Source organism: Microbacterium sp. BWR-S6Y (assembly GCF_041379845.1).
GTDB classification, from domain to species: Bacteria; Actinomycetota; Actinomycetes; order Actinomycetales; family Microbacteriaceae; genus Microbacterium; species Microbacterium hydrothermale.
Genome location: NZ_JBFECV010000002.1, coordinates 531489 through 557856, shown reverse-complemented (window position 1 = coordinate 557856; position 26368 = coordinate 531489). Strand labels below are relative to the sequence as shown.

Below are 26368 nucleotides of genomic sequence, written 5' to 3'. Positions count from 1 at the left end.
GCTTACTGGGCGGCGAACGGGGCAGCCTCGGGGTCGGCCTGCGCGATCGCACCGTCGCCGGACACGGCGATGTTCTCGGGCGAGAGCAGGAAGACCTTGCTCGTCACCCGCTCGATGCGGCCGTACAGCCCGAGCGAGAGTCCGCTCGCGAAGTCGATCAGGCGACGCGCGTCGGCGTCGCTCATCTGCGACAGGTTGATGATGACCGGGATTCCCTCGCGGAAGTTCTCCGCGATCGTCTGGGCGTCGCGGTACTGCTTGGGGTGCACCGTGAGGATCTCGCTCACCGGGCCGGCCGAGGGCTGACGCACCACGGCGGGACGGTGCAGCGGGGTCACCGGTGCGGCCTTCTCGACGGGAGCAGCGGCAGGTGCCGTCTGCTTGCGCGCGATGGGCTGCGGCGCCGTCTCCTCATAGGTCTCCTCCTCGTCGGCGAGGCCCAGGTACACCATCGTCTTCTTCAGGGGGTTCGACATCGCATCCTCCGTTCGCTCGTCTGGTCCGAGGCTAGTCGCGCGGGGGCCTCGGGCCCGTGATTGCGGAGCCGATCCGCAGGTGTGTCGCGCCCATCGCGATCGCTTCGGGGAAGTCGCCCGTCATGCCGGCCGAGATCCACTCGGCGTCGGCGACGACGGTGCGCACCGCGTCGGCCGACCGGCGCAGCCTCTCGAACGCGCGGGCGGGCTCCTCGTCGAGCGGGGCGACGGCCATGACCCCGCGCAGCCGCAGGGTCCGAAGCCCCGCCACATGCGTCGCCAGGGCCTCCACGCCGTCGGGCTCGACGCCGCCGCGACCGGTGTCGTCGGTGAGGTTCACCTGCAGCAGGACGTCGAGCGGCGTGTCGCCGCCGGCCGCGTCGAGGGCGTCGGCGATCCTCTCGCGATCGACCGAGTGCACGGCATCCGCCGCCGCCCGCACGGCGCGGGCCTTGTTGGTCTGCGCCTGCCCGATGAAGTGCCAGCGCAGATCGGGGATGCCGCCGAGTTCGGCCCGCTTGGCGGTGAGCTCCTGCTGGCGGTTCTCCCCCACGTCGCGCACGCCCAGGGCGTGCAGGTCGACGACCAGGGAGGCCGGGTGGAATTTCGTGACCACGATGCGCGTGATGCCGGCGGGATCGCGATGCGCGGCGCGGGCGGCATCCTGGATGCGCGCGTCGACGGCGGCGAGCCGGTCGGCGAGGGCGGTGTCCATGCTGCTCCTTCGACGACGCGAGCGGGCCCGGTGGCAACCGGACCCGCTCGCGTTCGGGGACTGTCTCTACTTCAGGAAGTCGGGGACGTCGAGGTCGTCCTCGGCGTAACCGTTGTCGTACGAGGTCTCGGGGACGCGCGCGGTGACGGGCGCGGGCTCCGGGCGGCGCTCGGGGGCGCGCTCGGTCGCGGCCTTCTGCTCCTCGGCGGCGTCGAGGTCGCGGGCGACGTCGTCGGCCGGGATGACGGGGACGACGGGGGCCGAGGCCGGGCGCTGGGCGCCGACGGCGTCGATGCGCAGCGAGGGCTCGCCGCCGTCGAAGCCCGCCGCGATGACGGTGACGCGCACCTCGTCGCCGAGGGTGTCGTCGATGACCGTTCCGAAGATGATGTTGGCCTCGGGGTGCGCGGCCTCCTTCACCAGCTGCGCGGCGTCGTTGATCTCGAAGATGCCGAGGTTCGATCCGCCCTGGATCGACAGCAGCACGCCGTGCGCACCCTCGATCGAGGCCTCGAGCAGCGGGGATTCGACGGCGAGTTCGGCCGCCTTTATGGCTCGGTCGGCACCGCGCGAGGAGCCGATGCCCATGAGGGCGGAACCCGCCCCCTGCATCACGCTCTTGACGTCGGCGAAGTCGAGGTTGATCAGACCCGGGGTGGTGATGAGGTCGGTGATGCCCTGGACACCCGCGAGGAGCACCTGATCGGCCGTGGCGAAGGCCTCGATCATGGAGATGCCGCGGTCGCTGATCTCGAGGAGGCGGTCGTTGGGGACGACGATGAGGGTGTCGACCTCTTCTTTCAGGCGCTGGACGCCGCCCTCGGCCTGGCTCTGGCGACGACGACCCTCGAACGAGAAGGGCTTGGTGACGACACCGATGGTCAGGGCGCCGATCGACTTCGCGATCTTGGCGACGACGGGGGCGCCGCCGGTGCCCGTTCCGCCGCCCTCGCCCGCGGTGACGAAGACCATGTCGGCCCCGCGCAGGGCCTCCTCGATCTCTTCGGCGTGGTCCTCGGCGGCGCGTCGGCCGACCTCGGGATCCGCACCGGCGCCCAGGCCGCGCGTGAGCTCGCGGCCCACGTCGAGCTTGACGTCGGCGTCGCTCATGAGCAGCGCCTGCGCGTCGGTGTTGATCGCGATGAACTCCACGCCGCGCAGGCCGAGCTCGATCATGCGGTTGACGGCGTTGACGCCGCCCCCGCCCACACCGACGACCTTGATCACGGCGAGGTAGTTCTGGTTGTGGCTCATGCCGGCCTCCGTTTGTCCCCGAACCCGAAACTCTAAACCTCATGTTGAGGGTTAAAGAATTGCCCGGTATGCAATTCCTTAGCTCGAAGGTAGGTGGCGGATCGGGCGGCGCACGCCCGACACGCGGCGTGTTCTGTTTTCGCCTCGGATATCAGCGGACGACGCCGGCCTCGGGCGAGGTGACGTCGTACTCCTTCGCGCGATCCGGGGGGCTCTTCTCCATCAACCGGCCCAGCACGATCGCCTTCTCGCCCGACCTGTCGGCGCTTCCCCACATCACACGCGACCCCGTCGCACCGAGCGTCAAGGTCACGTCGTCGGGGGTGGATGCCGAGACCCCGGTGACCTGCGAGCGCACCGCATCCGGGAGCGCGCGCATGACCCGCCCCGCCGCGTGGAACGCGGCAGAGTCGGTGCCGCCGGTGATCTCGAGCAGGGGCTGACCCGCGGGGGCGTCGGGCGTGGTCGACAGGGCGACGCCCGCGGCATCCACCACCGTGAACCCGGCCGGGGTCTGCAGGACGCCGATCGGCGTGCGTTCGACGATGTTCACGACGAGGTCGTGGGGCGGACGCGCCTCGAGCGTGTACGACTCGACGAGCGGGAACCGCACCAGAGCAGCTTTCACGGCGCTGTCGTCGACCATCGCCAGGGGCGTGCCGATCTGACCGCTGAGCGCCTCGCCCACCGCGGACGCGTCGAGCTGCGACGTGCCCACGACGTCGATGCGCTCCACGGCGAACAGGGGGCTGTAGGCGGCCCCCGCGGTGCCGAGGACCATCACGAGGAACGCCGCACCGACCCCGATCCACACGCGGCGTCGACGACGCTGGCGCACGGTGAACCGCTTGACCTCGGCGGACAGCGCGCGTCGGCGGGCGCGGGAGGCCCGCCAGACGTCGCGCAGGCTGGGGCCCTCGGCATCCTTCGCGGAGGCGTCGTCGCCGATCAGACGCTCGTCGACGGCGCGCTCGCCCGGCCGAACGAGCGGAAGCACCGGGGCGGTCTCGAGGTCGGCCTCGCGGACGACGGGAACGGGGCGCTCCGAGCGCACGGTCGACGGACCCGCTCCGCCGCTCGGCGCCTTCGCCGCGGCGCGCTCGGACTCCGGGGGCGGGGGCAGGGGCGAGGGCCGGCGCACGCTCAGACCGCCGGCTCCGTCGTGGCCGTGCGCGACAGGGCCTCGAGCACCTGCGGGATGATCTGGTACACGTTGCCGCACCCGAGGGTGATGACGTAATCGCCGGGGCGGGCGATCTCGGCGGTGTAGTCGGCTGCGGCCTGCCAGTCGGGCACGTAGTGCACGTGGGAGGGATCGGCGAACGCTCCGCTGACGAGCTCGCCCGTCACCCCCGGCACGGGATCCTCGCGCGCGCCGTAGACGTCGAGCATGACCGTGTGGTCGGCGTGCGACTCGAGCACCTCGGCGAACTCGCGGAACATCTCCTGCGTGCGCGAGTACGTGTGCGGCTGCTGGATCGCGATCAGGCGCCCCTCCCCCACGACCGTGCGCGCCGCCGACAGCGCGGCCGCGACCTCGGTCGGGTGGTGGGCGTAGTCGTCGTACACGCTCACGCCCTGCTCGACGCCGTGCAGCTCGAACCGCCTTACCGTGCCGCCGAAGCCCTCGACGGCGCGCGCGGCGTGGGCGAGCGAGTGGCCGAGCACGCGCAGGACGGCGACGGCGCCCGCGGCGTTGACGGCGTTGTGCGCCCCCGGCACGCGCAGCCGCACGTCGACGCTCTCGCCGCCGGCGGTCAGGGTGAAGGCGACGGGACCGTCGGTGCGGATGCCGCTGAGCCGAACGTCGGCGGACGCGTCCTCGCCGAAGGTCACGACGGTGTCGTGCGTGATGCGCTCGCGCACGGCCCGCGCACCGGCGTCGTCGGCCGAGATCACGACGGCCTCGGCCGCGGCATCCGCGAACCGGGCGAACGCGGCGTCGAACGCGTCGCGCGAACCGTAGTGGTCGAGATGGTCGGGGTCGACGTTGGTGATGAGGGCGACCGAGGTGTCGTAGAGCTCGAAGGTGCCGTCGGACTCGTCGGCCTCGATCACGACGAGGTCGTCTCCCCCCGTGCCGCTGGAGGCGCCGAGGTCGGCGATCACGCCGCCGTTGACGAACGTCGGATCGACGTCGAGGGCGCGCAGGGCCGTGACGATCATGCCCGTCGAGGTGGTCTTGCCGTGCGCGCCGGCGACCGAGACGAGCCGACGCCCGCCGATGAGCCAGTGCAGCGCCTGCGACCGGTGGATCACGTGCAGTCCGCGCTGCTTCGCGGTGACGAACTCGGGATTCTCGGGCCAGATCGCGCCCGTGTGCACGACCGTGTCGGCGTCGCCGAGGTGCGCGGCGTCGTGCCCGACGTGCACGGTGGCCCCGCGGGCGGCAAGGTCGCGCAGCGCCGCGCTGTCGGCGCGGTCGGAGCCGGACACGCGGATGCCGCGGTCGAGGAACATGCGGGCGAGCCCGGACATGCCCGATCCCCCTACGCCGATGAAGTGCGCGGAGGTGATGGTCTCGGGGATGGGGAGGCTCAGGTCGGGTCTGATCATGGCGTGAGCGAGTTTACGTCGCGGATCCTGCGCGCGAGCCCCGGCGCGCGGCATCCCGGTCCGTCCGCCGCCGCGGGGCTGTCGCGCGTCACCGCGAGAGGGCCTCGTCGATCATCGCGATGACGTTCTCGGTGCCCGTGCGGATGCCGGTGCGCGCGGCCGCGTCGCGCATCGCGGTGCGGCGCCCGTCGTCGGTGAGCAGCGGGACGATGTCCGTGCGCACGCGCTCGGGGGTGAACTCCGCGTCGGCGATGAGGAGCGCCGCCCCGGCGCGCACGGAGGCGGCCGCGTTCAGGCTCTGCTCGCCGTTGCCCACGGCGTAGGGGACGTACACGGCCGGGATGCCGAGGGCGTTGATCTCGCTCACCGTCGCCGCCCCCGAGCGCGAGACGACCAGGTCGGCCAGGGCGAAGGCGAGGTCCATGCGGTCGACGTAGCGAACCACGGCGTAGCCGGGGGCGCCGGGGTCGGGCAGGTCGGAGTTCTGCCCCGTGACGTGGAGCAACTGCCAGCCCGCGTCGAGCACGTCCTGCCACGCGCCGCCGAACGCCGTGTTCAAACGGAGCGCGCCCAGCGATCCGCCGAAGACGAGGAGGGTGGGGCGGGCGGCATCCAGGCCGAAGTGGGTCGCCGCCTCCTCGCGTCGCGCGGCGGCGTCGAGCTCGACGACCTCGCGGCGCAGCGGCATCCCGACCTCGCGCGCGCCGCGCAGGGGCGTTCCGGCGAAGGCGACCCCGACCCCGGCCGCGGTGCGGGCGCCCAGGACGTTCGCCAGTCCCGGCTTCGCGTTGGCCTCGTGCACGACGAACGGCACGCGCTCGCGTCGCGCGGCGATGTACGCGGGCGCGGCCGCGTACCCGCCGAAGCCGACGACGGCGTCGACCCCGCGCTCGCGGATGAGGCGGCGCACATCGGCGACGGCGCGCAGGAACCGAGCGGGGAAGACCGCGGCCGCCCGGTCGGGTCGGCGCGGGAACGGCACCTTCGCGATCGTCAGCAGCTCGTACCCACGCAGCGGCACGAGCCGCGCCTCGAGGCCCTCGCGGGTGCCGAGCACCAAGACCTCGGCGTCGGCGTCGCGTGCGCGCAGGCCGTCGGCGACCGCGAGCAGGGGGTTCACGTGCCCGGCGGTGCCGCCGCCGGCGAGGAGGTAAGTCGTCACCGTACGACCCTAGCCAGGTCGCGGGGCGCGATCAGCCGCGTCGCCCCGGCCGCGGCGATGCGGAACGCCGCGGCGGTCGCTGCGCGGCGGCCTCGCGCTGATCCGGCAGCGTGCGCGCGCACGAGAGCAGCACCCCGCACGCGATGAGCACCGACAGCAGCGAGGTGCCGCCCTGCGACATGAACGGCAGGGGCACGCCCAGCACGGGGAAGATGCGCAGCACGACGCCGATGTTCACCAGCGCCTGACCGACGATCCAGAGGGTGATGGCGCCGGCGACGATCCGCACGAAGCTGTCGTCGGTGCGGCGGATGATGCGGAAGGCGCCGACGGCGAAGACGGCGAAGAGCACGAGCACGACGATGCACCCGATGAGCCCGAGCTCCTCGCCGATGATGGCGAAGATGTAGTCGTTGGCCGCCGCGGGCAGCCAGTCGTACTTCTCTTTCGAGTTGCCCAGTCCCAGCCCCAGCAGACCCCCGCTCGCGAGGCCCCAGATGCCGTGCATCGATTGGTAGCACGTCGTGTAGTAGCACGAGGCGTCGTCGGGCTGGAACAGGCTCATGATGCGGGCCATGCGGTTCTCGCTGCCCACCGCCGACAGCAGCACGACCACGAGCGCGAGCACCGCGGGAACGATGAACATGCGCAGTTTGATCCCGGCGAAGAACAGCGCACCGAGCACGACGAGCACGAGGATCATCACGGTGCCGAGGTCTTTCCCGCCGAGCACGGTGCCGATGACCAGCACCGAGACGGGCACGACGGGGATGAAGACGTGCTTCCACGAGCTCAGCAGTCGGCGCTTGCGGTACAGCACCGCGCCCATCCACAGGGCGAGGGTGAGCTTGAGGAACTCGGCGGGCTGGAACTGGAACCCGGCGATCTGCACCCAGTTGCGGTTGCCGTACGAGGCGATGCCGAGGCCCGGCACGTAGACGAGCATCTGGAACATCGTCGCCAGGATGAGCGCCGGCCACGCGATCTTCTTCCAGAAGCTCATGCGCGCGCGACTCAGCACGAACATCAGGGGGATGCCGACGACCGCGAAGATGCCCTGCTTGATCACGTGGTCGAAGGGGCTCTGCCCCCCGTCGAGGGCGGAGGTGGCCGAGAGCACCATCACGAGCCCGAAGCCGGTGAGCAGCAGGGCCGCGGAGGCGACGAGGAGGAACTCGCTCGCGACCGGCCGGAAGGCGCGTCCGAGCGAGACTCTGGCGATGAGGCCGCCGCGCTCGGGCTGCTCGTCGGGCGTCTGCCGCGGAGGGGGTGCCGTCGTGGTCACGCGTGATCCCCTCAGTCGGTCGGTCGAGATGCTCCGTCGCCCTGGCCCTCGATCCACGCCCGCACCGCGTCGGCGAAGCGGTCGCCGCGGTCGGAGTAGGACGCGAACTGATCGAAGGATGCCGCTGCGGGAGCCAGGAGAACCGTGTCCCCGTCCTGAGCCGCATCCGCCGCCAGTTCGACGACCCGTGCCATGACGTCTTCAGTCTCGGCGTGGTCGACCTCGAACAGCGGAACCGCGGGGGCGTGTCGCGCGAACGCCGCGACGATGTCGGCGCGCTCCGTGCCGATCACGATGGCGGCGCGGACGCCCGCACCGCGCGCGCGCACGAGGTCGGAGAGATCGACGCCCTTGAGCAGACCCCCGACCACCCACACCGCGCCGGGGTACGCCGCGAGAGACGACGAGGCCGCGTGCGGGTTGGTCGCCTTCGAGTCGTCCACCCACGTCACGCCCGCGTGCGCGGCGACCACCTGGATGCGGTGCGGGTCGAGGCGGAACCGCTCGAGCGTGTCGAAGATGTGCGCGGGCGTCGCCCCCAGCGAGCGGGCGAGGGCGGCGGCGGCGAGGATGTTGGAGACCATGTGGGGAGCGGCGAGCCCGCGGGCCGCGAGGTCGGCGACGGTGGTCAGCTCCAGGGCGGAGGTCGCGCGCTCCTCGAGGAAGGCCCGGTCGACGAGGATGCCGTCGACGACGCCGAGGTCGCTGGGCCCCGGCACGCCGAGGTCGAAGCCGATCGCGCGGGCACCCTCGATCACCTCGGCGTCCTCGACCATCTCGCGAGTCGCCGCGTCGGCCTTGTTGTACACGCACGCGACGCGGGTGCGCGCGTAGACGCCCGCCTTCGCGTCGCGGTAGGCGTCGGCGCCGCCGTGCCACTCGAGGTGGTCGTCCGCGAGGTTGAGGCACACCGCCGCGTGCGGCGACAGGGCCTCGGGGCCGCTCTGCAGGTTGAGGTACCAGAGCTGGTGGCTGGACAGCTCGACGACGAGCGCGTCGAAGCCGCCGGGGTCGCGCACCGCGTCGAGCACGGGGGTGCCGATGTTGCCCACCGGCGCGGCCCGCAGGCCCGCGGTCACGAGCATCTCCGCGGTGAGGCGCGTGGTGGTGGTCTTGCCGTTCGTGCCGGTGATGAGCACCCAGTCGGCCGGTCGCCCGTCCGCTCGCACGACTTTGTCGCGTACGCGCCACGCCAGCTCGACGTCGCCCCAGAGGGCGATCCGCTGCTCCTGCGTCCAGCGGATGAGGGGGTGGTGAGGCGGGAAGCCCGGGGAGGCGATGACGACCTCAGGGGCGAAGGCGGAGAGCTCCGCCGGGACCGCGTCGAGCGGTCCCTCGTGCAGGCGCACGCCCAGCACCGGCAGGAGACGACCGTACTCGGCATCCGCCCGCTCGGTGACCACGAGCACCTCGGCGCCCAGCTCCGAGAGCGTGTCGGCGACCGAGAAGCCCGTCACCGACAGGCCCAGCACGGCGACGCGCAGGCCCTTCCAGTCGGCGTGCCAGCTGGTGCGGGTGGAGAGGTCGGTCATACGCGTGAGAGCCATTCGACGTAGAAGAATCCGATGCCCGAGACGGCGAGCAGTCCGGCGATGATCCACATGCGCACGACGATGGTGACCTCGGGCCACCCCCGCATCTCGAGGTGGTGGTGAAGGGGGCTCATGAGGAAGAGCCTCTTGCCCTTGGTGACCTTGAAGTACGCCCGCTGCAGAATCACCGAGCCCGACGCGATCACGTAGACGCCGGCGATGAGCACGAGCAGCAGTTCGGTGCGGGTGAAGATGGCCAGCGCCGCGATGACACCGCCGATGGCCATCGAACCGCAGTCGCCCATGAAGACCTTCGCCTTCGGCGCGTTCCACCACAGGAAGCCGACGAGGGCTCCCACGAACGAGGCCGAGACGATCGCGAGGTCGAAGGGGTCGCGCACCGCGTAGCACCCCGCCTGCACGGTGGGGTCGAGCACGTCGGCGCACATCTGCTTGTTCTGCCAGAAGGCCATGAGGCTGTACGCCCCCACGACGAAGATGCCCGAACCGGCGGCGAGGCCGTCGAGACCGTCGGCGACGTTGACGGAGTTGGATGCCGCGGTGCCGATGAGCGAGATCCACGCGAGGTACAGCAGCCAGCCGAGGATCGGCCCGAGGGCGAAGAGCGAGAGCACCTGGATGTCGCGGAAGACGGAGATGTACTCCGAGGCGGCGGTCTGCCCGAAGGCGTTGGGGAAGTTCAGCGCCACGACCGCGAAGGGCACGACGACGAGGACCTGGCCGAGGATCTTGCGCCATCCCGACAGGCCGAGGCTGTTCTGGTGACGCACCTTCATGTAGTCGTCGATGAAGCCGACCACGCCGAAGCCGAGCATGAGCCACAGCACGAGCAGTCCCGAGACGGTCGGGGGGTTGTTGCCGGCGTAGGAACCGATGAAGTACCCGACGATCGTGCCCGCGATGAAGATCGTGCCGCCCATGGTGGGCGTTCCGCGTTTGGCGCCGTGCGAGGGGTTGTGCACGTTCTCGGGCGTGCGGATGACCTGACCCCAGCCCCACTTGCGGAACCACCGCAGGAAGACCGGCGTGAGGAAGAGCGTGAAGGCGAGCGAGATCGCCGCCGACGTCAGAAGAGATCTCACGCGAACAGCTCCCCGAGTCGATCGCCGAGGTGACGCAGCCCCGCCGAGTTGGACGACTTCACCAGCACGCGGTCGCCGTCGCGCAGTTCGGTCGAGAGGTAGTCGTACGCGGCGTCGGCGTCGGCGAAGAACACCGCCTCGCCGTCCCACGAGCCCTGGGCGATCGCCTCGAGGTACATGCGGCGCGCCTCCGGGCCGATCACGACGATGCGCTGGATGCGCAGCCGCACGGCCAGCAGGCCGACCCGGTCGTGCTCCTCGTCGGCGTACTCCCCCAGCTCGCTCATCGCGCCGAGCACGGCGACCGTGCGCTCCTCGGGCCCGGTGATCTGCGCGAGGGTGCGCAGCGCGGCGGCCATCGAGTCGGGGCTGGCGTTGTAGGCGTCGTTGATGATGCGCACGCGCTCGGAGCCCATCGGCTGCATCCGCCACCGCTCGGCGATCTCGAGCGTCTCGACGCGCGCGATCGCATCGGCGGCGGACACGCCCAGAGCGGTCGCCGCGGCGATCGCCGCGAGGGCGTTCATGATGTGGTGCTCGCCCAGCACGCGCAGGGTCAGGGTGTGCGCCTCGCCGTCGACGAGCAGGTCGGCGCGGGTGCCGGATGCCGAGACCTCGACGTCGACGGCCCGCACCTCCGCCCGTTCGCCGCGGCCGAACCAGCGCACGTCCTGTCCGCGCTCGCGCGCGATCGGTTCCATCGCGGCGACCCGCGGGTCGTCGGCGTTGAGCACGGCGAGGCCGCCCTCGCGGGTGGCCTTCACCAGCTCGCTCTTCGCGTGGAACGTGGACTCGATGCCGCCGAACCCGCCCGCGTGGGCCATGCCCACCATCAGCACGACCCCGACGTCAGGGGTCACGAGGCCCGCGAGGCGCGCGATCGCACCCGGGGCGCTCGCCCCGAACTCGCTCACGAGGAACCGCGTGTCGTCGGCGACGCGCAGCATCGTCAGCGGGGCGCCGACCTCGTTGTTGAACGAGGCGCGCGGCGCGACCGTGGGTCCCTCGCCCTCGAGGATGCGCGCCAGCATGTTCTTCGTCGTCGTCTTGCCGTTCGAGCCGGTGATGCCGACGACCTTCAGCGCGCCTGCCGCCCGGACGCGGGCGACGTTGTCGCGGGCGAGGGCTGCGAGGGCCTCGATCACGTCGGGGACGACGATCTGGCTGACCTCGTCGTCGAGCTCGCGCTCCACGATCGCCAGCGCCGCTCCGCGCTCGACGGCGGTCCCGACGAACAGGTGGCCGTCGGTGGTCTCACCGGGCTTGGCGACGAAGACGCCGCCGGGCTCGATGAGGCGCGAGTCGGTGTCGACCAGACCCTCGACGGTGGTGTCGGGGGTGTCGTCGCGACGGACGACGAGGCGCCCGCCGAGCACGTCGGCGATGTGGGAGAGGCTGGTGGAGATCATTGCTGTGCGGACGCCCTTTCCGTGTCGCATTCGTTACCGAGACGAGACCGGCGTCGGCGGTGTCTCAGCCGAACTTGGGCAGTTCGGGGGTCGTGGTCCCGGACGGGATGACGCGGTAGGTCTTGAGAACCTGCGTCATCGCCTTCTGGAACGCGGGGGCGGTGGCCGCGGACGATTTTACCGTCCGCGGTTCGTCCAGGTTGACCGCGACGACGTACTGCGGGTCGTCGGCGGGGGCGAAACCGATCATCGTGGTGAAGTAGGCGTCGGGCTTGTAGGCGCCGGTGTTCTCGTCGACCTTCTCACCGGTACCGGTCTTGATCGCGAGGCGGTATCCGGGGATGGCGATCTTGTCGGCGAGCTCGCCCTGCGTGGCGACGTTCTCGAGCATCAGACCGACCTCGTGGGCGGTGTCGGGCGAGATGACCTGGGTCCCCTCGGTCGACGGGGTGTCGGTGACCGTGCCGTCTGCCGCGGTGCAGCCCTCCACGAGCGAGAGCGGGATCTTCAGTCCGCCGTTCGCGATGGTCTGGTAGGCCCCGACGAGCTGCGGCACGGTGACCGACAGCCCCTGACCGAAGGCCGTGTTGTAGAAGGTCTGGGTGTCCCAGTCGCCGACGGGGTGCAGGATGCCGGCGGACTCCCCGGGGAAGTCGATCGCGCTCAGCGAGCCCATGCCGAATTTCTGCAGGTAGTCGTAGCGGGTCTGCTTCGGGATCATCTCGGCGAACTTCGAGATGCCGACGTTCGAGGAGTCGATGAGCACACCGGTGGGCGTGTACGTGTTGGGGCCGTGCGAGAAGGCGTCCGACACGCGCGCGTCTCCGCCCAGCACCTCGCGCGATGACGCGGTGACGGTGGTCTCGGGGGTGTACGAACCGCTGTCGAGGCCGATCGCCGTGGTCAGCGCCTTGAAGGTCGATCCCGGTTCGAAGGGGCTCGAGAACGCGCGACTGCCCCGATCGTCGGCGGGCGTCGCGGTGGGGTCGTTGGGGTCGACCGAGGGGTACTCGGCCAGGGCCCGGATCTTGCCCGTCTTGGCTTCGACCACGGTGATCGTTCCGCGCAGCGATCCGGTGTTCTGCACCTGCTCGGCGATCAGCTGGCCGAGGTACCACTGCAGATCGCGGTCGATCGTGAGCTTCAGCGTGCCGCCGTCGACGGCGGGCTGGGTGACGACCTCGGTTCCGGGCAGCACGACGCCGTCGCGGCTCTGCTGGAAGACGACCTTGCCGTTGGTGGAGGCGAGGCAGGCGTTGTCGGCGTTCTCGAGACCCGCGAGCGGCTGCCCGTCGCTGCCGACGAAGCCGAGGAGGTTTCCCCCCACGGCGCCGTCCGGGTACACGCGGCCGGACTGCGGCGGGAAGCTCAGGAACGGCAGCTTCAGGTCGGCGAGGGCCCGGTACTGTTCGGTCGAGACGTTCTTGGCGATCATCGCGTAGCGCGAGTCGGGGTTGTCGGCCACCGCGTCGGTGACGATCTTCTGCACCTCCGCGGCATCCTGACCGGTGATGGCCGCGATCTGAGCCGCGAGCTCGGGCCAACCGGTCGTGGTACCCGGATCGTCGTCGTCGCCGGAGTCGACGGTGGTGATGCCCTTCGCCGCGAGCATCGGGTCGACCTGGACGTCGTAGCGGTTGACGGCGGAGGCCAGGACGACGCCGTTCTCGTCGACGATCGAACCGCGCGAGGCGTACTCGACGCGCGAGTTCTCCAGTCCCATCGCGAGGGAGTCGTCCACGTGGGTCCGCGCGTTGACGACCTGGATGTCGACGAGGCGGACGACGAACGCGATGAGCACGATCAGCACGATCGACAGTGCGACGACGGTGCGACGCCGCGGGGACCGGGAGGAGGTGGTCGTCGTCATGGCTCTCATCGTGTCGCGGGAGTCGGCAGACCGTCGCTGATCGACGGGGGTGTCGTCGATTCGGCGGTTCCGGTCGTCGCGTCCGGCGCGGGAGCCGCGGGCGCGGGCGTCGCCGCCGCCCCCGTCTCGGTGGTCGCCGCGGACGGGTCGGTCACCAGGGGGACCCCCGCGATGAGGGCGTTGCGCACGGAGCCGCGGCCCATGGCATCCACCGACGAGGTCGTGTCCGCCGGCTTGCCCGAGCCGATCACGGCCCCGTCGCTCAGGCGCAGGTAGGTGGGCGACTCGTCGATGACCATGCCGAGCGCGGCCGCGTTCGCCGCCAGGTACTGCGGCGAGCTGAGGCCCGCGCTCTCGTCGTTCAGGATCTGCTTCTGGTACGTCAGGTCGCGCTGCTGCTGCGTGAGCGCGGCGATCTCGAACGAGCTCTGGGTGGTGAGGATGCCGAGCCCCATCTGCACGAGCACGATCGTCAGCGCCCCCGCGACGGCGATGACGCCGAACAGCCGGCGCGGGGCGCGGCGACGGGCCGTCGTCGGTACGGCGGTGAGGCGACGCTCGCGCGCGGGCGTCGACCGGTCGGGGGCGGTGATCCGGGGGTCGATGGCCGGGGATGCGCTCATGCGTCCTCCTTGATCCTCTCGGCCGCGCGCAGGCGCACGGGGGTGGCACGGGGGTTGGCCGCTCGTTCGTCGTCGCTCGCCAGTTCGGCCCCGCGCACGAGCAGCCGGAAGGTCGGCGCGTGCTCGGGCAGTTCGACGGGAAGTCCGCGCGGGGCGGTGGAGGTCGAGGCCTCGGCGAACACGCGCTTGACCAGGCGGTCTTCGAGCGACTGGTACGACAGCACGACGATGCGCCCGCCGACGCCGAGCACGCCGAGGGCGGCCGGGATGGTGCGCTCGAGCACCGACAGTTCGGCGTTGACCTCGATGCGCAGCGCCTGGAACACGCGCTTGGCGGGGTGCCGCTCGCGCAGCACCGCGGCCGGGGTCGCGGCCTGCAGCACGTCGACGAGCTGACCGGAGCGCTCGAGGGGCGCCTGCTGGCGTGCCGCAATGATCGCCCGCGCGTAGCGGCCGGCGAGCTTCTCTTCGCCGTACCGCTCGAAGATCCGGCGCAGGTCGCCTTCGCCATAGGTGGCGAGCACCTCGGCGGCGGTGACCCCGGTCGTCTGATCCATGCGCATGTCGAGGGGGGCGTCCTGGGCGTAGGCGAACCCGCGGTCCGCCACGTCGAGCTGCAGCGACGAGACGCCGAGGTCGAACAGGATGCCGTCGACCGTGTCGACACCGGCGGAGGCCACGGCCTCGGCGATGCCGTCGTAGACGGTGTGCACGAGGGTGACGCGATCGCCGAAGCGCGCGAGCCGCTCCCCCGCGATGCGCAGGGCGTCGGTGTCGCGGTCGAGACCGATCAGGCGCGTGTTCGGGAAGCGCTCGAGGAAGGCCTCGGAGTGCCCGCCCATGCCGAGCGTCCCGTCGACGAAGACGGAGCCGGGCTTGTGCAGAGCGGGCCCGAGCAGCTCGGCGCAGCGCTCGAGGAGGACGGGGGTGTGGATGTCGCGGATGTCCATGATGATCGGGGCCGATCCTTCGGCTCTGATCCCCACCCGCATCGACCTGGCACCGGGGAAGTGTGACAGGGCGTGCGGCTGGGCATCACAGCCGGAGGGTCAGAACAGTCCCGGGATCACCTCCTGCTCCATCTCGGCGTACGTCTCTTCATTGCTCTCCGCGTAGGCGTTCCACGCCTCGGCGTCCCAGATCTCCGCGTGGGCTCCCACGCCGGTGACCACGAGCTCCCGGCCGAGACCGGCGTAGGAGCGCAGCGCGGGCGGAACGGTGATGCGGTTCTGGCTGTCGGGCTTCTCGGCGCTGGCCCCCGAGAGGAACATGCGCAGGAAGTCGCGGGCCTGCTTGTTGCTGAGCGGCGCCTCGCGGATCCGCTCGTGCACGCGCTCGAACTCCTCGGTGCTGAACACGTAGAGGCAGCGGTCCTGCCCCCGGGTGATCACCACTCCGGCGCCGAGGTCGTCACGGAACTTCGCGGGCAGGATGACGCGGCCCTTGTCGTCGAGCTTGGGAGTGTGCGTGCCGAGCAGCATTCGGGCGTCCACCCCCTTCGTCCGGCCTGCGAAGTTTTCCCCACTTTACTCCACCACCCTCCACTTCGCTATCGAAAACAGGGGACTTCTGGGCGGGGGCTCCCCCGTGTACTGTGCGCCCGGCAGATTCCGCACCCCCCGACCACCGCGGAATTCCGGGCCCGCCGGGCGCCGCGACCCCCGAGCGACGCCGTCGGTGGAGGAAAAGGGAGGGATGCCGCGGCGCCCGAGCGGGGCGGAGGGGCGGTGGGGCTCAGATCATCGACCGGGTCGCGGGGGCGTGTCCCGGAGAGCGGAACGCGCCAGGGTCGCAAACGCGCGGGCCCGAACGCCTCCCGGCCGGCGTCCCCGCCGGCGGGCGGCATCCGGGCACAAAAAAACACCGGCTCCGAAGAGCCGGTGTTCTGAAGAAGCCGAGTGCGGGTCAGCGCTGGTCGTTGCGGCGATCCCAGCGGTCGTTCATGCGATCCATGAAGGACGAGCCCGAGGCGCGACCGGCGCGGGGCTTGGCCGCGCGCGGCGCCGCGGGAGCGGACCCGCGCGTCGGCGTCACGGCGAAGACGACGCCGCCGACCATGAGGAGGAAGCCGAGCACACCGACCGCGATGCCGAGGACACCCGTGGTGAACCCGATCGACACACCCACCACGAGCGCGCCGAGACCGGCGAGCACGAGGATCGAGCCGAGGACGATGTTGCGGTAGCTGAGGGCGCGACTGGGAGCGGAGACGACATCGGTGTCGTTACTCATGAGATGGCGTTCCATCTCATCAAGCAGGCGCTGCTCCTGTTCGGAGAGTGGCATGCATCCCCCTCTATGGTGTGGTGCGGACGATTCTACGTGCGGCGTGGATCACTAGGCTAGGCCCGTGACGACCTCCCCGGAACCGATCGAAGCTGTTTCCCAGCGACTCGACAAGTTCCTCTCCGAACAGCTATCGTACGCCTCCGCGCTGGGTCCCGAGGCCGAAGAACTCACCCGCGCCGGAGCCTCCGCCCTCCGGGGCGGCAAGCGCCTCCGCGCGCGGTTCTGCCTCACCGGATGGCACGCCGTCGCGGGCGGTGAGACCCGCTTCGACGACGCGGCGCTGACGGTCGCGACGGCGCTCGAGGTCTTCCACGCCGCCGCTCTCGTGCACGACGATCTCGTGGACAATTCCGACACCCGGCGCGGGCAGCCGTCCGCTCACCGGACGCTGCAGAGCAGTCACCGCGACGCCGGATGGACCGGCGACTCCGACGCGTTCGGACGCTCGGGCGCGATCCTGCTCGGAGACCTGCTCGTCGCCTGGAGCGACGATCTCCTCGAGGAGGGTCTCGCCGACTCCTCCACCGCCGCCGCGACGCGACGCGCGTACGCGCAGATGCGTCGCGACGTCACGATCGGGCAGTTCCTCGACGTCGCCGAGGAGTCGGCCTACACCGTCTACCCCGACGACACGCACGCCGACCGCGCCCTGCGGGTGGCCTCCTACAAGTCGGCGCGGTACAGCATCCAGCAGCCCCTGCAGATCGGCGCGGCCCTCGCGGGAGCGGATGCCGCGCAGCTCGACGCCCTCGGGCGCTTCGGCCACGACGTGGGGATGGCGTTCCAGCTCCGCGACGACGTGCTCGGGGTGTTCGGCGACACCGCCGAGACCGGGAAGCCCGTCGGCGACGACCTGCGCGAGGGCAAGCGCACCGTGCTCGTCGCCTACGCGCGCGAGCAGCTGTCGCCGGAGGACCGGCGACGCGTCGACGAACGACTCGGCGATCCGGCGCTGGACACGGAGCAGATCGGCATCCTGCAGCGCACCATCGTCGACACCGGCGCTCTCCGACGCACGGAGGAGCTGATCGCGGACTACGCCCGCCGAGCCGACGAGGCGCTCGCGGACACTCCCCTCGGAGCCTCCGCGGTCGCCGAGCTGCGCGAGCTCGCGCGGGCCGCGACGCAGCGCACCGCCTGAGCGACCGTCCGCCCGGCCTCCCGGTCACGGGAAGCGGCGGTGCGCTGCCGCCGCGAGGGCTCAGGCCAGGGTCGCCGCGACGCGGCGCACCTCGCTCTTGCGGCCGGCGAGGAGCGCCTCGATCGGTGCGACGCCGATGGTGTCCTCGGGGGTGAGGAGCCAGTCGATCGTCTCGTCGGGGTCGAAGCCCGCGTCGTGCAGCACGATGATCGTGCCGCGCAGCGCAGGCAGCGGCCGCCCCTCGGCGAGGAAGACCGCGGGGACCTTGAACACGCCGTCGCGGCGCGAGCCCACGAGGTAGTTCTCGTCGATGAGGCGGCGCACGCGCCCGAGGGGCTCGTCGAGGAGCTCCACCAGATCGGGGATCGTCAGCCAGTCGGTCTCGTAACGGGTCGTGTCGGTCACGATGCCATGATCTCATCCGCCGGCCCGGCGTCCTCGCCGTGGCGGGGTTCCGCTCGTGTGTTCACACCCGTCACATCCGTCACATCCGCCTCATACGTTGACATCCGTCACCCCGCGTGTCACGGTGTCGGGCAGTCGGAAGAACGGAATCCCCCACCATGAGACGACTCACGCTGTCCCCCCTGCCCGCGCGCCGCTCGAGCGCCTGGCCCGCCGCCGCGGTCTGGCCGGCCGCCGTCGCCGGCACGATCGCCCTGTCGCTGACGGGCGAGAGCGCCGCGCACGCGGCTCCCCCCGCCCCCGCCCTGACGACGACTCCGCCCGTGCCGCGCACGGTCGGCGCTCCGATCGCGGTTGCGAAGGCCGTCGCGACCGCGGTGACCGCCTCGACCTACACCGTGCAGCCGGGAGACACGGTGTGGGCCATCGCCCGCGCGCGCGGCCTCGATCCCGCCGCCGTCGCCGCGGCGAACGGCCTCGGCGCCGACGCGATGATCCGCCCCGGGCAGGTGCTCGCCCTCACCGCCGCGGCCGCCGCCCCGACCGCCCCGGCCCCGGCACCCGCCCCGGCCCCCGCGACGACGACGCACGAGGTGCGACCCGGAGACACCGTCTCGGCGATCGCGCGGGCGAACGGGGTGTCGCTCGACGCGGTGCTCTCGGCCAACGGCCTCACGCGCGCGTCGATCATCTACCCCGGCGACATCCTGCGGATCCCCTCCGGCACCGACTCGGGCGCGCCCGCGCCCGCCGCCCTCCCGGCAGCCACCGCCCCCGGTCTCGATGCCGAGCAGAGCGAGAACGCGCGCCTGATCATCCGCGTCGGACGAGAACTCGGTGTCTCCGATCGCGGCATCGTGATCGCCCTCGGCACCGCGATGCAGGAATCGTGGCTGCGCAACCTCGACTGGGGGGATCGCGACTCGCTCGGGCTCTTCCAGCAGCGCCCGAGCGCCGGATGGGGCACGCCCGAGCAGATCCGCGACCCCGAACGCTCCACCCGCGTGTTCTACGGCGGAGCGGGCGACCCCAACGGAGCCGCGACCCGCGGCCTGCTCGACATCCCCGGCTGGGAGACGCTGCCCTACCCCGACGCGGCGCAGGCGGTGCAGATCTCGGCCTACCCCGACCGCTACGCGCAGTGGGAGCAGCCCGCGACCACGTGGCTCGCGGTTCTCGGTTGAAGCCCGGATGGCGGTGAGCCGTTGCCCGGGCTCACAGGGGGCCGTCCGTAGACTCGACACGTGAGCACGAGTCAGCAGGCAGACCCGCTGATCGGCCGTCTCGTCGACGGCCGGTACCGGGTGCGCGCGCGCATCGCGCGCGGCGGCATGGCGACCGTGTACGTCGCGACCGACCTGCGCCTCGAGCGTCGTGTCGCGCTCAAGGTCATGCACGGCCACCTCAGCGACGACACCGTGTTCCAGAGCCGGTTCATCCAGGAGGCCCGCTCGGCCGCCCGCCTGAGCGACCCGCACGTGGTCAACGTGTTCGACCAGGGCCAGGACGGCGAGATGGCCTATCTGGTGATGGAGTACCTCCCCGGGATCACGCTGCGCGAGCTGCTCCGCGAACACCGGCGGCTCACCGTCGACCAGACGCTGACGATCATGGATGCCATCCTCTCGGGGCTCGCCGCCGCCCACCGGGCGGGCATCGTCCACCGAGACGTCAAGCCCGAGAACGTCCTGCTCGCGGAAGACGGCCGCATCAAGATCGGCGACTTCGGCCTCGCCCGCGCGACGACCGCCAACACCGCCAGCGGCGCCCAGCTCATGGGCACCATCGCCTACCTCGCACCCGAGCTGGTCACGCGCGGCACCGCCGACGCCCGCAGCGACATCTACTCGCTCGGCATCATGCTCTACGAGATGCTCGCGGGAGAGCAGCCCTACAAGGGCGAGCAGCCGATGCAGATCGCCTACCAGCACGCCACCGACTCCGTCCCGCGCCCGAGCGCGAAGAACCCCTCCGTCCCCGAGCAGCTCGACGAGCTGGTGCTGTGGGCCACCGAGCGCGAGCCCGATGACCGGCCGGTCGACGCGGCCGCGATGCTCGAGCGCCTCCGCGCCGTCGAGAAGGATCTCGGTCTCGCCCCCCAGGTCGCCCGCGCGGTCTCGGTGGGCACGGCGGGCTCCGCCTCCCCCGCGGAGTCGCGCGAGCTCACGAAGGTCCTCCCGCAGACCGCGGCGGTGCCGTCCGCGACGGTCGACGAAACCGACAACGCCGCGCGCCTGCGCGCCCGCACCCGCCGCCGGACGGCGCGCGGCGCGTGGATCCTCGTCATCGTGCTGCTGCTGGCCGGCGGCGCCGGATTCACCGGATGGTATTTCGGGTCGGGACCGGGCTCGCTCGTGGCCGTCCCCGACGTGTCGAACCGCAGCTTCGACGAGGCGCAGGCGCTCCTCGTGCAGGAGCAGCTGCAGGCCCAGCGCCAGGACGTCACCGACCGCGACATCCCCGCGGGGACGACGGTGGGTTCCGACCCCGCACCCGGCGAACGCCTCGACAAGAACACGGTGGTGACCGTGCTGGTCTCGGTCGGACCGGCCACCCACGACATCCCGGCCTTGAGCGGGCGCTCCGCCGACGATGTCCGCGGCGTCCTGCAGGCCGCGTACGTCGGCGTCGGCGACGACCCGGAGCGGCAGTTCACCGACGCCGCCGACGGCACGGTCCTGGCCGCCTCGATCATCCCGCGCGCGGGCGGCGACGCTTTCGCCTGCACCGACGGGTGCACCGTTTACGAGGGCGATGCGGCGACGCTCGTCGTCTCCCTCGGCCCGATCCCCGACGTCACGGGAGAGTCGCAGTCGGCCGCTGAGCGCGCCCTCGACGGCGTGGGCCTGAAGACCTCCGTGTCCGAGGAGTACAGCAACAGCGTGGCATCCGGTGTCGTGATCGGCATCGGCGACCGCGACGGAGGCGGCAACTGGCGCCCCGGCGACACCGTCCCCCTGCGCGTGTCGATCGGTCCCAAGCCCGTCGAGATCCCCGGCAACATCGTCGGCATGTCGATCCGCGACGCGGTCGCGGCCCTCGACGCCCTGGGCTTCGAGGTGAACGCCGGCATCGACGACGGCACGCTGCCCCTCGGCTTCAAGTACTGGGACATCTACAAGGTCCGCGCGACCAACCCCAAGGCCGGGACGACCGCCCCGCAGGGCTCGACGATCACGCTGACGCCGACACTATAGTTCGGCCGGCGGTGACGGGAGCGCGGTCGGCGGCCCACGGAGCCGGCAGCGGCTTGCGGCACCTGTGCCCCCGCTCGCGCCCGGGGCCGCGGCATCCGCCCCGCATCCGGTGCCCGGCACCCGGCACCCGGCACCCGGCACCCGGCACCCGGAGACGACGATGCCCCCGACCGCACGGGTCGGGGGCATCTCGCAGACGGGACGCGGGTCAGCGCTTCTCGAGCTCCTCGGCCACGAGGAACGCCAGCTCCAGGCTCTGCCGGTGGTTCAGGCGCGGGTCGCACAGGCTCTCGTAGCGCGTCGCGAGGGTCGCCTCGTCGATCTGCTCCGAGCCGCCCAGGCACTCGGTGACGTCGTCACCGGTGAGCTCGACGTGGATGCCGCCGGGGTGCGTGCCCACCGAACGGTGGGCCTCGAAGAACCCGCGCACCTCGTCGACCACGTCGTCGAAACGCCGCGTCTTGTACCCCGTGGGCGTGGTGATGCCGTTGCCGTGCATCGGGTCGGTGACCCACAGCGGGGTGGCGCCGGAGTCGCGCACGGCCTCGAGCAGCGGCGGCAGGGCGTCGCGGATCTTGCCCGCGCCCATGCGCGTGATGAACGTCAGTCGGCCGGGCTCGCGCTCGGGGTCGAGCTTGTCGATGAGGGCGAGAGCCGTCTCGGGCGTCGTGGTGGGGCCGAGCTTGACGCCGATCGGGTTGCGGATCTTCGAGAAGTAGTCGACGTGCGCGCCGTCGAGCTCGCGCGTGCGCTCGCCGATCCACTGGAAGTGCGACGAGGTGTTGTACGGCAGGCCCGTGCGCGAGTCGATGCGGGTCATGGGGCGTTCGTAGTCCATGAGCAGGCCCTCATGGCCGGTGTAGAACTCGACGCGCGTCAGCTCGTCGAAGTCGGCGCCGGCGGCCTCCATGAACTTGATCGCCCGGTCGATCTCGGTCGCCATGCTCTCGTAGGCCTGGTTCGCGGGGGTCGAGGCGAAGCCCTTGTTCCAGCTGTGCACCTCGCGCAGGTCGGCGAAGCCGCCCTGCGTGAAGGCCCGGATGAGGTTCAGGGTCGACGCGGCCGTGTGGTAGCCCTTGAGCAGGCGCGCGGGATCGGCCTTGCGGGACTCCTCGGTGAAGTCGTAGCCGTTGACGATGTCGCCACGGTAGGCGGGCAGCGTCACGTCGCCGCGCGTCTCGGTGTCGCTCGAGCGCGGCTTGGCGAACTGCCCCGCCATGCGGCCCATCTTCACCACCGGCATCGACGCGCCGTAGGTGAGGACGACGGCCATCTGGAGCACGGTCTTGATGCGGTTGCGGATCTGCTCGGCGGTCGCACCGGCGAACGTCTCGGCGCAGTCACCGCCCTGGAGCAGGAACGCCTGGCCGGCGGCGGCACGAGCGAGACGATCGCGCAGGATGTCGACCTCGCCGGCGAAGACCAGCGGCGGGAGGGTCGCCAGCTCTGCGGATGCCGCGGCCACCGCGCCCTCGTCATACCACTGCGGCTGCTGCTTGATGGGCAGGGAACGCCAGTGGTCGAGGTCGTGGAGCTGCTGATTCACCCCTGAAGTCTAGTGGCGCGACGACGGCGCCTTCGCCGCCTGCGCGGTGGCCAGACGGTCCTTCACGGTGGAGGCGTAGACGTCCTCGTAGCGCTGCTCGCCGAGGCGCTGCAGAGCGACCATGATCTCGTCGGTGACCGAGCGCAGAACGTACCGATCGCCCTCCATGCCCTCGAACCGCGAGAAGTCCAGCGGCTCGCCGATGACGATGCCCACCCGACCCACGCGCGGAAGGCGCTGGCCGATCGGCATCACGGCGCCGGTGTCGACCATCACGACGGGGACGACCGGAACACGGGCCTCGAGCGCCATGCGGGCGATGCCGGTGCGCCCGCGGTACAGGGTGCCGTCGGGGCTGCGGGTGCCCTCGGGGTAGATCCCGAGCAGTTCACCGCGACCGAGCACGCCCAGCCCCGTGTTCAGCGACGCCTCCGAGGCCTTGCCCCCCGAACGGTCGATCGGCAGCTGCCCGGTCGCCTGGAAGAACATCCGGGTGGCCCAGCCCTTGAGACCCTTGCCGGTGAAGTAGTCGCTCTTGGCGAGGAACGCCATGCGGCGATCGATCATGAGCGGAAGGAAGATCGAGTCCGAGAACGAGAGGTGGTTGCTGGCGAGGATCGCCGCCCCCTCCGCGGGGATGTTGCGCCGGCCCACCATCCACGGGCGGAACACGGCCTTGATGACCGGTCCGATGACCACGTATTTCATGAGCCAGTAGAACATCGTCAGCGCTCCTTCCCGGCGAGGTCGGCGACCCCGATGAGACCGGCGTCGTTGCCCAGGCGCGCGATCGCGAATTCCGCGACCGGACGTTCACCGTACCCCGGCAGCGAGGTCTCGTACGCGAGCTTCACCGGCTCGAGCAGATCGGCGCCCAGTTGCGCCACTCCCCCGCCGATCACGAAGACCTCGGGGTCGAGCACGGCCTGGAACCCGCCGCACGCCTCTCCGAGAGCAGTCGCGACGCGGCGCAGGGCCTCGATCGCGCCGGGGTCGCCGGCGAGCACGAGCCGCGACACCGCGGGCCCGGGGATGGCGCCCTTCTCGGCGCGCACCGCCGCCAGCGCCGCGCCGATGCCGCCCTCGTCGGCGATCGTGTTCGCCTCGCGCTGCAGCGCGCGTCCCGAGGCGTACTGCTCGAGGCATCCGTTCTGACCGCACCCGCAGGGGTGGCCGCCGCGCACGAAGCGCATGTGCCCGAGCTCGGCGCCGATGCCGTGACCCCCGCGGAACAGCTCGCCGTCGGTGACGACGGCGCCGCCGACGCCGGTGCCCATCGTCAGCATGACCATGTCGCGCACGCCCCGGCCGGCACCGAAGCGGTACTCGCCCCACCCGGCGGCGTTCGCGTCGTTCTCGATCGTGACGGGGGCGTCGAGGCGCTGCTCGAGGCGCGCGCGAAGCGGCTCGTCGCGCCAGTCGATGTTGGGCGCGTAGATCACCGTGCTGCGGTCGCGGCTGATGAAGCCGGCCGCGGCGACGCCGATGGCGTGCACCTCGTGCGCGCGGCGCAGGTGATCGGCCATGTCGACCACCGCATCCACCAGGGCCGCGGGATCGATGGGGGTGTCGACCCGGAGCTTCTCGATGATGGTGCCGTCGTCGTCGACGACGCCGCCCGCGATCTTCGTTCCCCCGATGTCGATGCCGACGTTGCGCACCGTGCTCCCTTCCGGGCCGACCGAGAGGGTGGCCCGGAGAAGTCTAGCCATGCCGCGCGGCGCGCGAACGACGGGCGGCTCCGAGGCCACGGGAGCCGTGCCGATAGACTGATGGACCGCTCGACGTTCTTTCCGGTGCCAAAGGAGTTACCGTGATCCAGTTCGACCTCCCCCCTGTCGTCCCCGCCGACCCCGACGCCAACGCGTCCGACCTCCTCGCCGACCGCGTGCGCGCGACGCCCGACCGGCCGCTGTTCGCCGTCCCCGAGGCAGGCGGGTGGCGCGACGTGTCGGCCGCCGAGTTCGAGCGTCAGGTGATCGCCCTCGCCAAGGGCTTCGTCGCCGCCGGCATCCAACCGGGCGAGAAGGTGGGCTTCATCGCCCGCACCACCTACGACTGGACCCTGGTCGACTTCGCGCTCTTCTACGCGGGCGCCGTGATGGTACCCGTGTACGAGACGAGCTCGCCCTCGCAGATCTCGTGGATCCTGTCGGACTCGGGCGCCATCGCCGTCGTCCTCGAATCCGCCGAGCACGGCGCGCGCCTCGACGAGGTGCGCAGCGACCTCCCCCTCGTCCGCGACGTGTGGGCGATGCACTCCGGCGCCCTCGACGCGCTCGTCGCGAACGGGACGCACATCACCGACGAAGAGATCGAGCGCCGCCGCCGCCTGGCGAAGGCCGGCGATGTCGCGACCCTCATCTACACCTCCGGGTCGACGGGCCGCCCCAAGGGCTGCGTGCTCGTGCACAGCAACTTCGTCGAGCTCGCGCGCAACTCCGCCAAGGCCCTGCACGAGGTGGTCGAGACGCCCGGAGCCTCGACGCTGCTGTTCATCACCACCGCGCACGTGTTCGCCCGGTTCATCTCGCTGCTGAACGTGCACGCCGGCGTCAAGACCGGCCACCAGCCCGACACCAAGCAGCTGCTGCCCGCCCTCGGCACCTTCCGCCCCACCTTCCTGCTCGCGGTGCCCCGCGTGTTCGAGAAGGTCTACAACTCGGCCGAGCAGAAGGCCGAGGCGGGGGGCAAGGGCAAGATCTTCCGCGCCGCCGCCGACGCCGCGATCGAGCACTCGCAGCGCCTGCAGGAGGGCAAGAAGATCCCCCTCGGCCTGAAGCTGAAGTTCGCCCTGTTCGACAAGCTCGTCTACTCGAAGCTGCGCGAGGCGATGGGCGGTCGGGTCGTCTACGCCGTGTCGGGTTCGGCCCCGCTCGGCCCGCGGCTGGGTCACTTCTTCCGCAGCCTGGGCGTCGTCATCCTCGAGGGCTACGGGCTGACCGAGACGACGGCGCCGGCCACGGTCAACCTCGCCACGAAGTCGAAGATCGGCACGGTCGGGCCGGTGCTCCCCGGCGTCGGCGTGCGACTGGCCGACGACGGCGAGATCCAGGTGCGCGGCATCAACGTCTTCCGCGAGTACTGGCAGAACCCCGAGGCCACGGCCGAGGCCTTCGACGGCGAGTGGTTCAAGACGGGCGACATCGGCGCCTTCGACAGCGACGGCTTCCTCGCGATCACCGGTCGCAAGAAGGAGATCATCGTCACCGCGGGCGGCAAGAACGTCGCCCCGGCTGCCCTCGAGGACCCCATCCGCGCCAACCCGATCGTCGGACAGGTGGTCGTCGTCGGCGACCACAAGCCGTTCATCGCGGCCCTGGTCACCCTCGACCCCGAGATGCTGCCGACGTGGCTGGCCAACAACGGCCTGCCCGCCGACATGACGCTCGAGCAGGCGAGCACGAACGAGAAGGTGCGCGCCGAGGTGCAGGGGGCGATCGACCGCGCCAACACGCGCGTCTCGCGCGCGGAGTCGATCCGCAAGTTCACGATCCTCGCGACCGAGTGGACCGAGGCGAGCGGCTACCTCACGCCCAAGATGAGCATCAAGCGCAACGTCATCGTGAAGGACTTCGCCGACGCGATCGAGGACATCTACGCCGTCCCGGTGAACACCACCAACGTGTCGCTCCCCTGAGCCGCCGCACGAAACGGCCCGGTTCCCCGCTCGCGGTGGCCGGGCCGTTTCGTCTGCACGCGCACCCGCCGACCGGCGGCGTCGCGGGGTCGTGGCGCGCACACGTCGACGCCCGCGCACAACCTCAGCGATTCGCACACCCACAGCCCGAAACCCCGCCGCGTG

At 71.4% G+C, this 26368-nt stretch carries 23 protein-coding genes; 4 read left to right on the top strand and 19 right to left on the bottom strand.

The annotated features are described in order from the left end of the window. Positions 1–2: 2 nt before the first annotated feature. The 15 genes from AB1K56_RS06570 to AB1K56_RS06500 all read right to left on the bottom strand — a co-directional run bounded on the left by AB1K56_RS06570 (position 3) and on the right by AB1K56_RS06500 (position 16271). Entirely contained in the window at positions 3–476 is a 474-nt protein-coding gene (locus AB1K56_RS06570; RefSeq protein WP_136587735.1) for a cell division protein SepF, read from the bottom strand. A gap of 31 nt (positions 477–507) precedes the next feature. Then, positions 508–1191: a YggS family pyridoxal phosphate-dependent enzyme gene (locus AB1K56_RS06565; RefSeq protein WP_264630543.1), complete on the bottom strand. Its 684-nt coding sequence runs from the start codon at positions 1189–1191 to the stop codon at positions 508–510. Between the two features lie 66 nt (positions 1192–1257). Next, positions 1258–2445, bottom strand: coding sequence for a cell division protein FtsZ (gene ftsZ / locus AB1K56_RS06560; protein WP_136587737.1), 1188 nt, complete (start codon positions 2443–2445; stop codon positions 1258–1260). Between the two features lie 151 nt (positions 2446–2596). Beyond that, positions 2597–3586 (bottom strand): FtsQ-type POTRA domain-containing protein, encoded by a 990-nt coding sequence (locus AB1K56_RS06555; RefSeq protein WP_371204995.1) that lies wholly within the window; start codon positions 3584–3586, stop codon positions 2597–2599. A 2-nt stretch (positions 3587–3588) separates the two neighbouring features. Beyond that, complete coding sequence (gene murC, locus AB1K56_RS06550; RefSeq protein WP_371204994.1) at positions 3589–5001, bottom strand: UDP-N-acetylmuramate--L-alanine ligase; 1413 nt, start codon at positions 4999–5001, stop codon at positions 3589–3591. 88 nt (positions 5002–5089) lie between these two features. Then, positions 5090–6163, bottom strand: a complete 1074-nt coding sequence (locus tag AB1K56_RS06545) for a glycosyltransferase (protein ID WP_136587740.1) — start codon at positions 6161–6163, stop codon at positions 5090–5092. Between the two features lie 31 nt (positions 6164–6194). Beyond that, positions 6195–7448, bottom strand: a complete 1254-nt coding sequence (gene ftsW / locus AB1K56_RS06540; RefSeq protein WP_371204993.1) for a putative lipid II flippase FtsW — start codon at positions 7446–7448, stop codon at positions 6195–6197. 11 nt (positions 7449–7459) lie between these two features. After that, the gene (murD, locus tag AB1K56_RS06535) at positions 7460–8995 is read right to left on the bottom strand and encodes a UDP-N-acetylmuramoyl-L-alanine--D-glutamate ligase (protein ID WP_371204992.1); all 1536 of its coding nucleotides are present in this window, start codon (positions 8993–8995) and stop codon (positions 7460–7462) included. Then, complete coding sequence (gene mraY, locus AB1K56_RS06530) at positions 8977–10083, bottom strand: phospho-N-acetylmuramoyl-pentapeptide-transferase (RefSeq protein WP_371204991.1); 1107 nt, start codon at positions 10081–10083, stop codon at positions 8977–8979. Before mraY ends, murD begins: the two co-directional genes overlap by 19 nt. Further along, positions 10080–11492 (bottom strand): UDP-N-acetylmuramoyl-tripeptide--D-alanyl-D-alanine ligase, encoded by a 1413-nt coding sequence (gene murF / locus AB1K56_RS06525; RefSeq protein ID WP_371204990.1) that lies wholly within the window; start codon positions 11490–11492, stop codon positions 10080–10082. The genes mraY and murF overlap by 4 nt, the downstream gene beginning before the upstream one ends. Positions 11493–11556: 64 nt before the next feature. Continuing rightward, the gene (locus AB1K56_RS06520) at positions 11557–13362 is read right to left on the bottom strand and encodes a peptidoglycan D,D-transpeptidase FtsI family protein (RefSeq protein ID WP_371204989.1); all 1806 of its coding nucleotides are present in this window, start codon (positions 13360–13362) and stop codon (positions 11557–11559) included. 5 nt (positions 13363–13367) lie between these two features. Further along, positions 13368–13985: a hypothetical protein gene (locus AB1K56_RS06515; RefSeq protein WP_371204988.1), complete on the bottom strand. Its 618-nt coding sequence runs from the start codon at positions 13983–13985 to the stop codon at positions 13368–13370. Continuing rightward, positions 13982–14935 carry a 16S rRNA (cytosine(1402)-N(4))-methyltransferase RsmH gene (rsmH, locus tag AB1K56_RS06510; protein WP_371204987.1) on the bottom strand — a complete coding sequence of 318 codons (954 nt, stop codon included), beginning with the start codon at positions 14933–14935 and terminating at the stop codon, positions 13982–13984. Before rsmH ends, AB1K56_RS06515 begins: the two co-directional genes overlap by 4 nt. 99 nt (positions 14936–15034) lie before the next feature. Beyond that, complete coding sequence (mraZ, locus tag AB1K56_RS06505) at positions 15035–15466, bottom strand: division/cell wall cluster transcriptional repressor MraZ (RefSeq protein ID WP_264630642.1); 432 nt, start codon at positions 15464–15466, stop codon at positions 15035–15037. Positions 15467–15890: 424 nt separating this feature from the next. Then, positions 15891–16271: a DUF3040 domain-containing protein gene (locus tag AB1K56_RS06500; protein WP_371204986.1), complete on the bottom strand. Its 381-nt coding sequence runs from the start codon at positions 16269–16271 to the stop codon at positions 15891–15893. 64 nt (positions 16272–16335) lie between these two features. Between AB1K56_RS06500 and AB1K56_RS06495 the strand changes: the two genes are divergently transcribed. Next, a complete protein-coding gene (locus AB1K56_RS06495; RefSeq protein ID WP_371204985.1) occupies positions 16336–17415 on the top strand; it encodes a polyprenyl synthetase family protein in 1080 nt (359 codons plus the stop codon). 60 nt (positions 17416–17475) lie between these two features. Here the strand turns inward: AB1K56_RS06495 and AB1K56_RS06490 are convergent, their stop codons facing one another. Beyond that, a complete protein-coding gene (locus tag AB1K56_RS06490; protein ID WP_136587749.1) occupies positions 17476–17820 on the bottom strand; it encodes an Rv2175c family DNA-binding protein in 345 nt (114 codons plus the stop codon). A gap of 158 nt (positions 17821–17978) precedes the next feature. On the opposite strand from AB1K56_RS06490, the gene AB1K56_RS06485 reads away from it, so the two are divergent. Together AB1K56_RS06485 and pknB are read left to right on the top strand one after the other, a co-directional pair. Beyond that, positions 17979–19004, top strand: coding sequence for a LysM peptidoglycan-binding domain-containing protein (locus AB1K56_RS06485; protein ID WP_371204984.1), 1026 nt, complete (start codon positions 17979–17981; stop codon positions 19002–19004). 60 nt (positions 19005–19064) lie between these two features. Further along, positions 19065–21017 (top strand): Stk1 family PASTA domain-containing Ser/Thr kinase, encoded by a 1953-nt coding sequence (gene pknB, locus AB1K56_RS06480; RefSeq protein WP_371204983.1) that lies wholly within the window; start codon positions 19065–19067, stop codon positions 21015–21017. Between the two features lie 208 nt (positions 21018–21225). On the opposite strand, the gene AB1K56_RS06475 is transcribed toward pknB, so the two are convergent. Genes AB1K56_RS06475 through AB1K56_RS06465 form a run of 3 tightly spaced genes read right to left on the bottom strand, consistent with a single transcriptional unit; the run spans position 21226 to position 24224 of the window. Continuing rightward, positions 21226–22563 carry a class II 3-deoxy-7-phosphoheptulonate synthase gene (locus AB1K56_RS06475; RefSeq protein ID WP_136587752.1) on the bottom strand — a complete coding sequence of 446 codons (1338 nt, stop codon included), beginning with the start codon at positions 22561–22563 and terminating at the stop codon, positions 21226–21228. Between the two features lie 9 nt (positions 22564–22572). Next, positions 22573–23286 (bottom strand): 1-acyl-sn-glycerol-3-phosphate acyltransferase, encoded by a 714-nt coding sequence (locus AB1K56_RS06470; RefSeq protein ID WP_136587753.1) that lies wholly within the window; start codon positions 23284–23286, stop codon positions 22573–22575. A gap of 2 nt (positions 23287–23288) precedes the next feature. Continuing rightward, entirely contained in the window at positions 23289–24224 is a 936-nt protein-coding gene (locus AB1K56_RS06465; protein ID WP_264630641.1) for an ROK family glucokinase, read from the bottom strand. A gap of 152 nt (positions 24225–24376) precedes the next feature. On the opposite strand from AB1K56_RS06465, the gene AB1K56_RS06460 reads away from it, so the two are divergent. Further along, entirely contained in the window at positions 24377–26203 is a 1827-nt protein-coding gene (locus tag AB1K56_RS06460) for a long-chain fatty acid--CoA ligase (protein WP_371204982.1), read from the top strand. The last annotated feature ends 165 nt before the right edge of the window (positions 26204–26368 follow it).

Bases quoted from the DNA above. Each gene is read 5' to 3' on its own strand.
- AB1K56_RS06570 (WP_136587735.1), bottom strand. From the start codon at position 476: ATGTCGAACCCCCTGAAGAAGACGATGGTGTACCTGGGCCTCGCCGAC.
- AB1K56_RS06565 (WP_264630543.1), bottom strand. From the start codon at position 1,191: ATGGACACCGCCCTCGCCGACCGGCTCGCCGCCGTCGACGCGCGCATC.
- ftsZ (WP_136587737.1), bottom strand. From the start codon at position 2,445: ATGAGCCACAACCAGAACTACCTCGCCGTGATCAAGGTCGTCGGTGTG.
- murC (WP_371204994.1), bottom strand. From the start codon at position 5,001: ATGATCAGACCCGACCTGAGCCTCCCCATCCCCGAGACCATCACCTCC.
- murD (WP_371204992.1), bottom strand. From the start codon at position 8,995: ATGGCTCTCACGCGTATGACCGACCTCTCCACCCGCACCAGCTGGCAC.
- murF (WP_371204990.1), bottom strand. From the start codon at position 11,492: ATGATCTCCACCAGCCTCTCCCACATCGCCGACGTGCTCGGCGGGCGC.
- AB1K56_RS06520 (WP_371204989.1), bottom strand. From the start codon at position 13,362: ATGACGACGACCACCTCCTCCCGGTCCCCGCGGCGTCGCACCGTCGTC.
- AB1K56_RS06515 (WP_371204988.1), bottom strand. From the start codon at position 13,985: ATGAGCGCATCCCCGGCCATCGACCCCCGGATCACCGCCCCCGACCGG.
- rsmH (WP_371204987.1), bottom strand. From the start codon at position 14,935: ATGGACATCCGCGACATCCACACCCCCGTCCTCCTCGAGCGCTGCGCC.
- mraZ (WP_264630642.1), bottom strand. From the start codon at position 15,466: ATGCTGCTCGGCACGCACACTCCCAAGCTCGACGACAAGGGCCGCGTC.
- AB1K56_RS06500 (WP_371204986.1), bottom strand. From the start codon at position 16,271: ATGCCACTCTCCGAACAGGAGCAGCGCCTGCTTGATGAGATGGAACGC.
- AB1K56_RS06485 (WP_371204984.1), top strand. From the start codon at position 17,979: ATGAGACGACTCACGCTGTCCCCCCTGCCCGCGCGCCGCTCGAGCGCC.
- AB1K56_RS06470 (WP_136587753.1), bottom strand. From the start codon at position 23,286: ATGTTCTACTGGCTCATGAAATACGTGGTCATCGGACCGGTCATCAAG.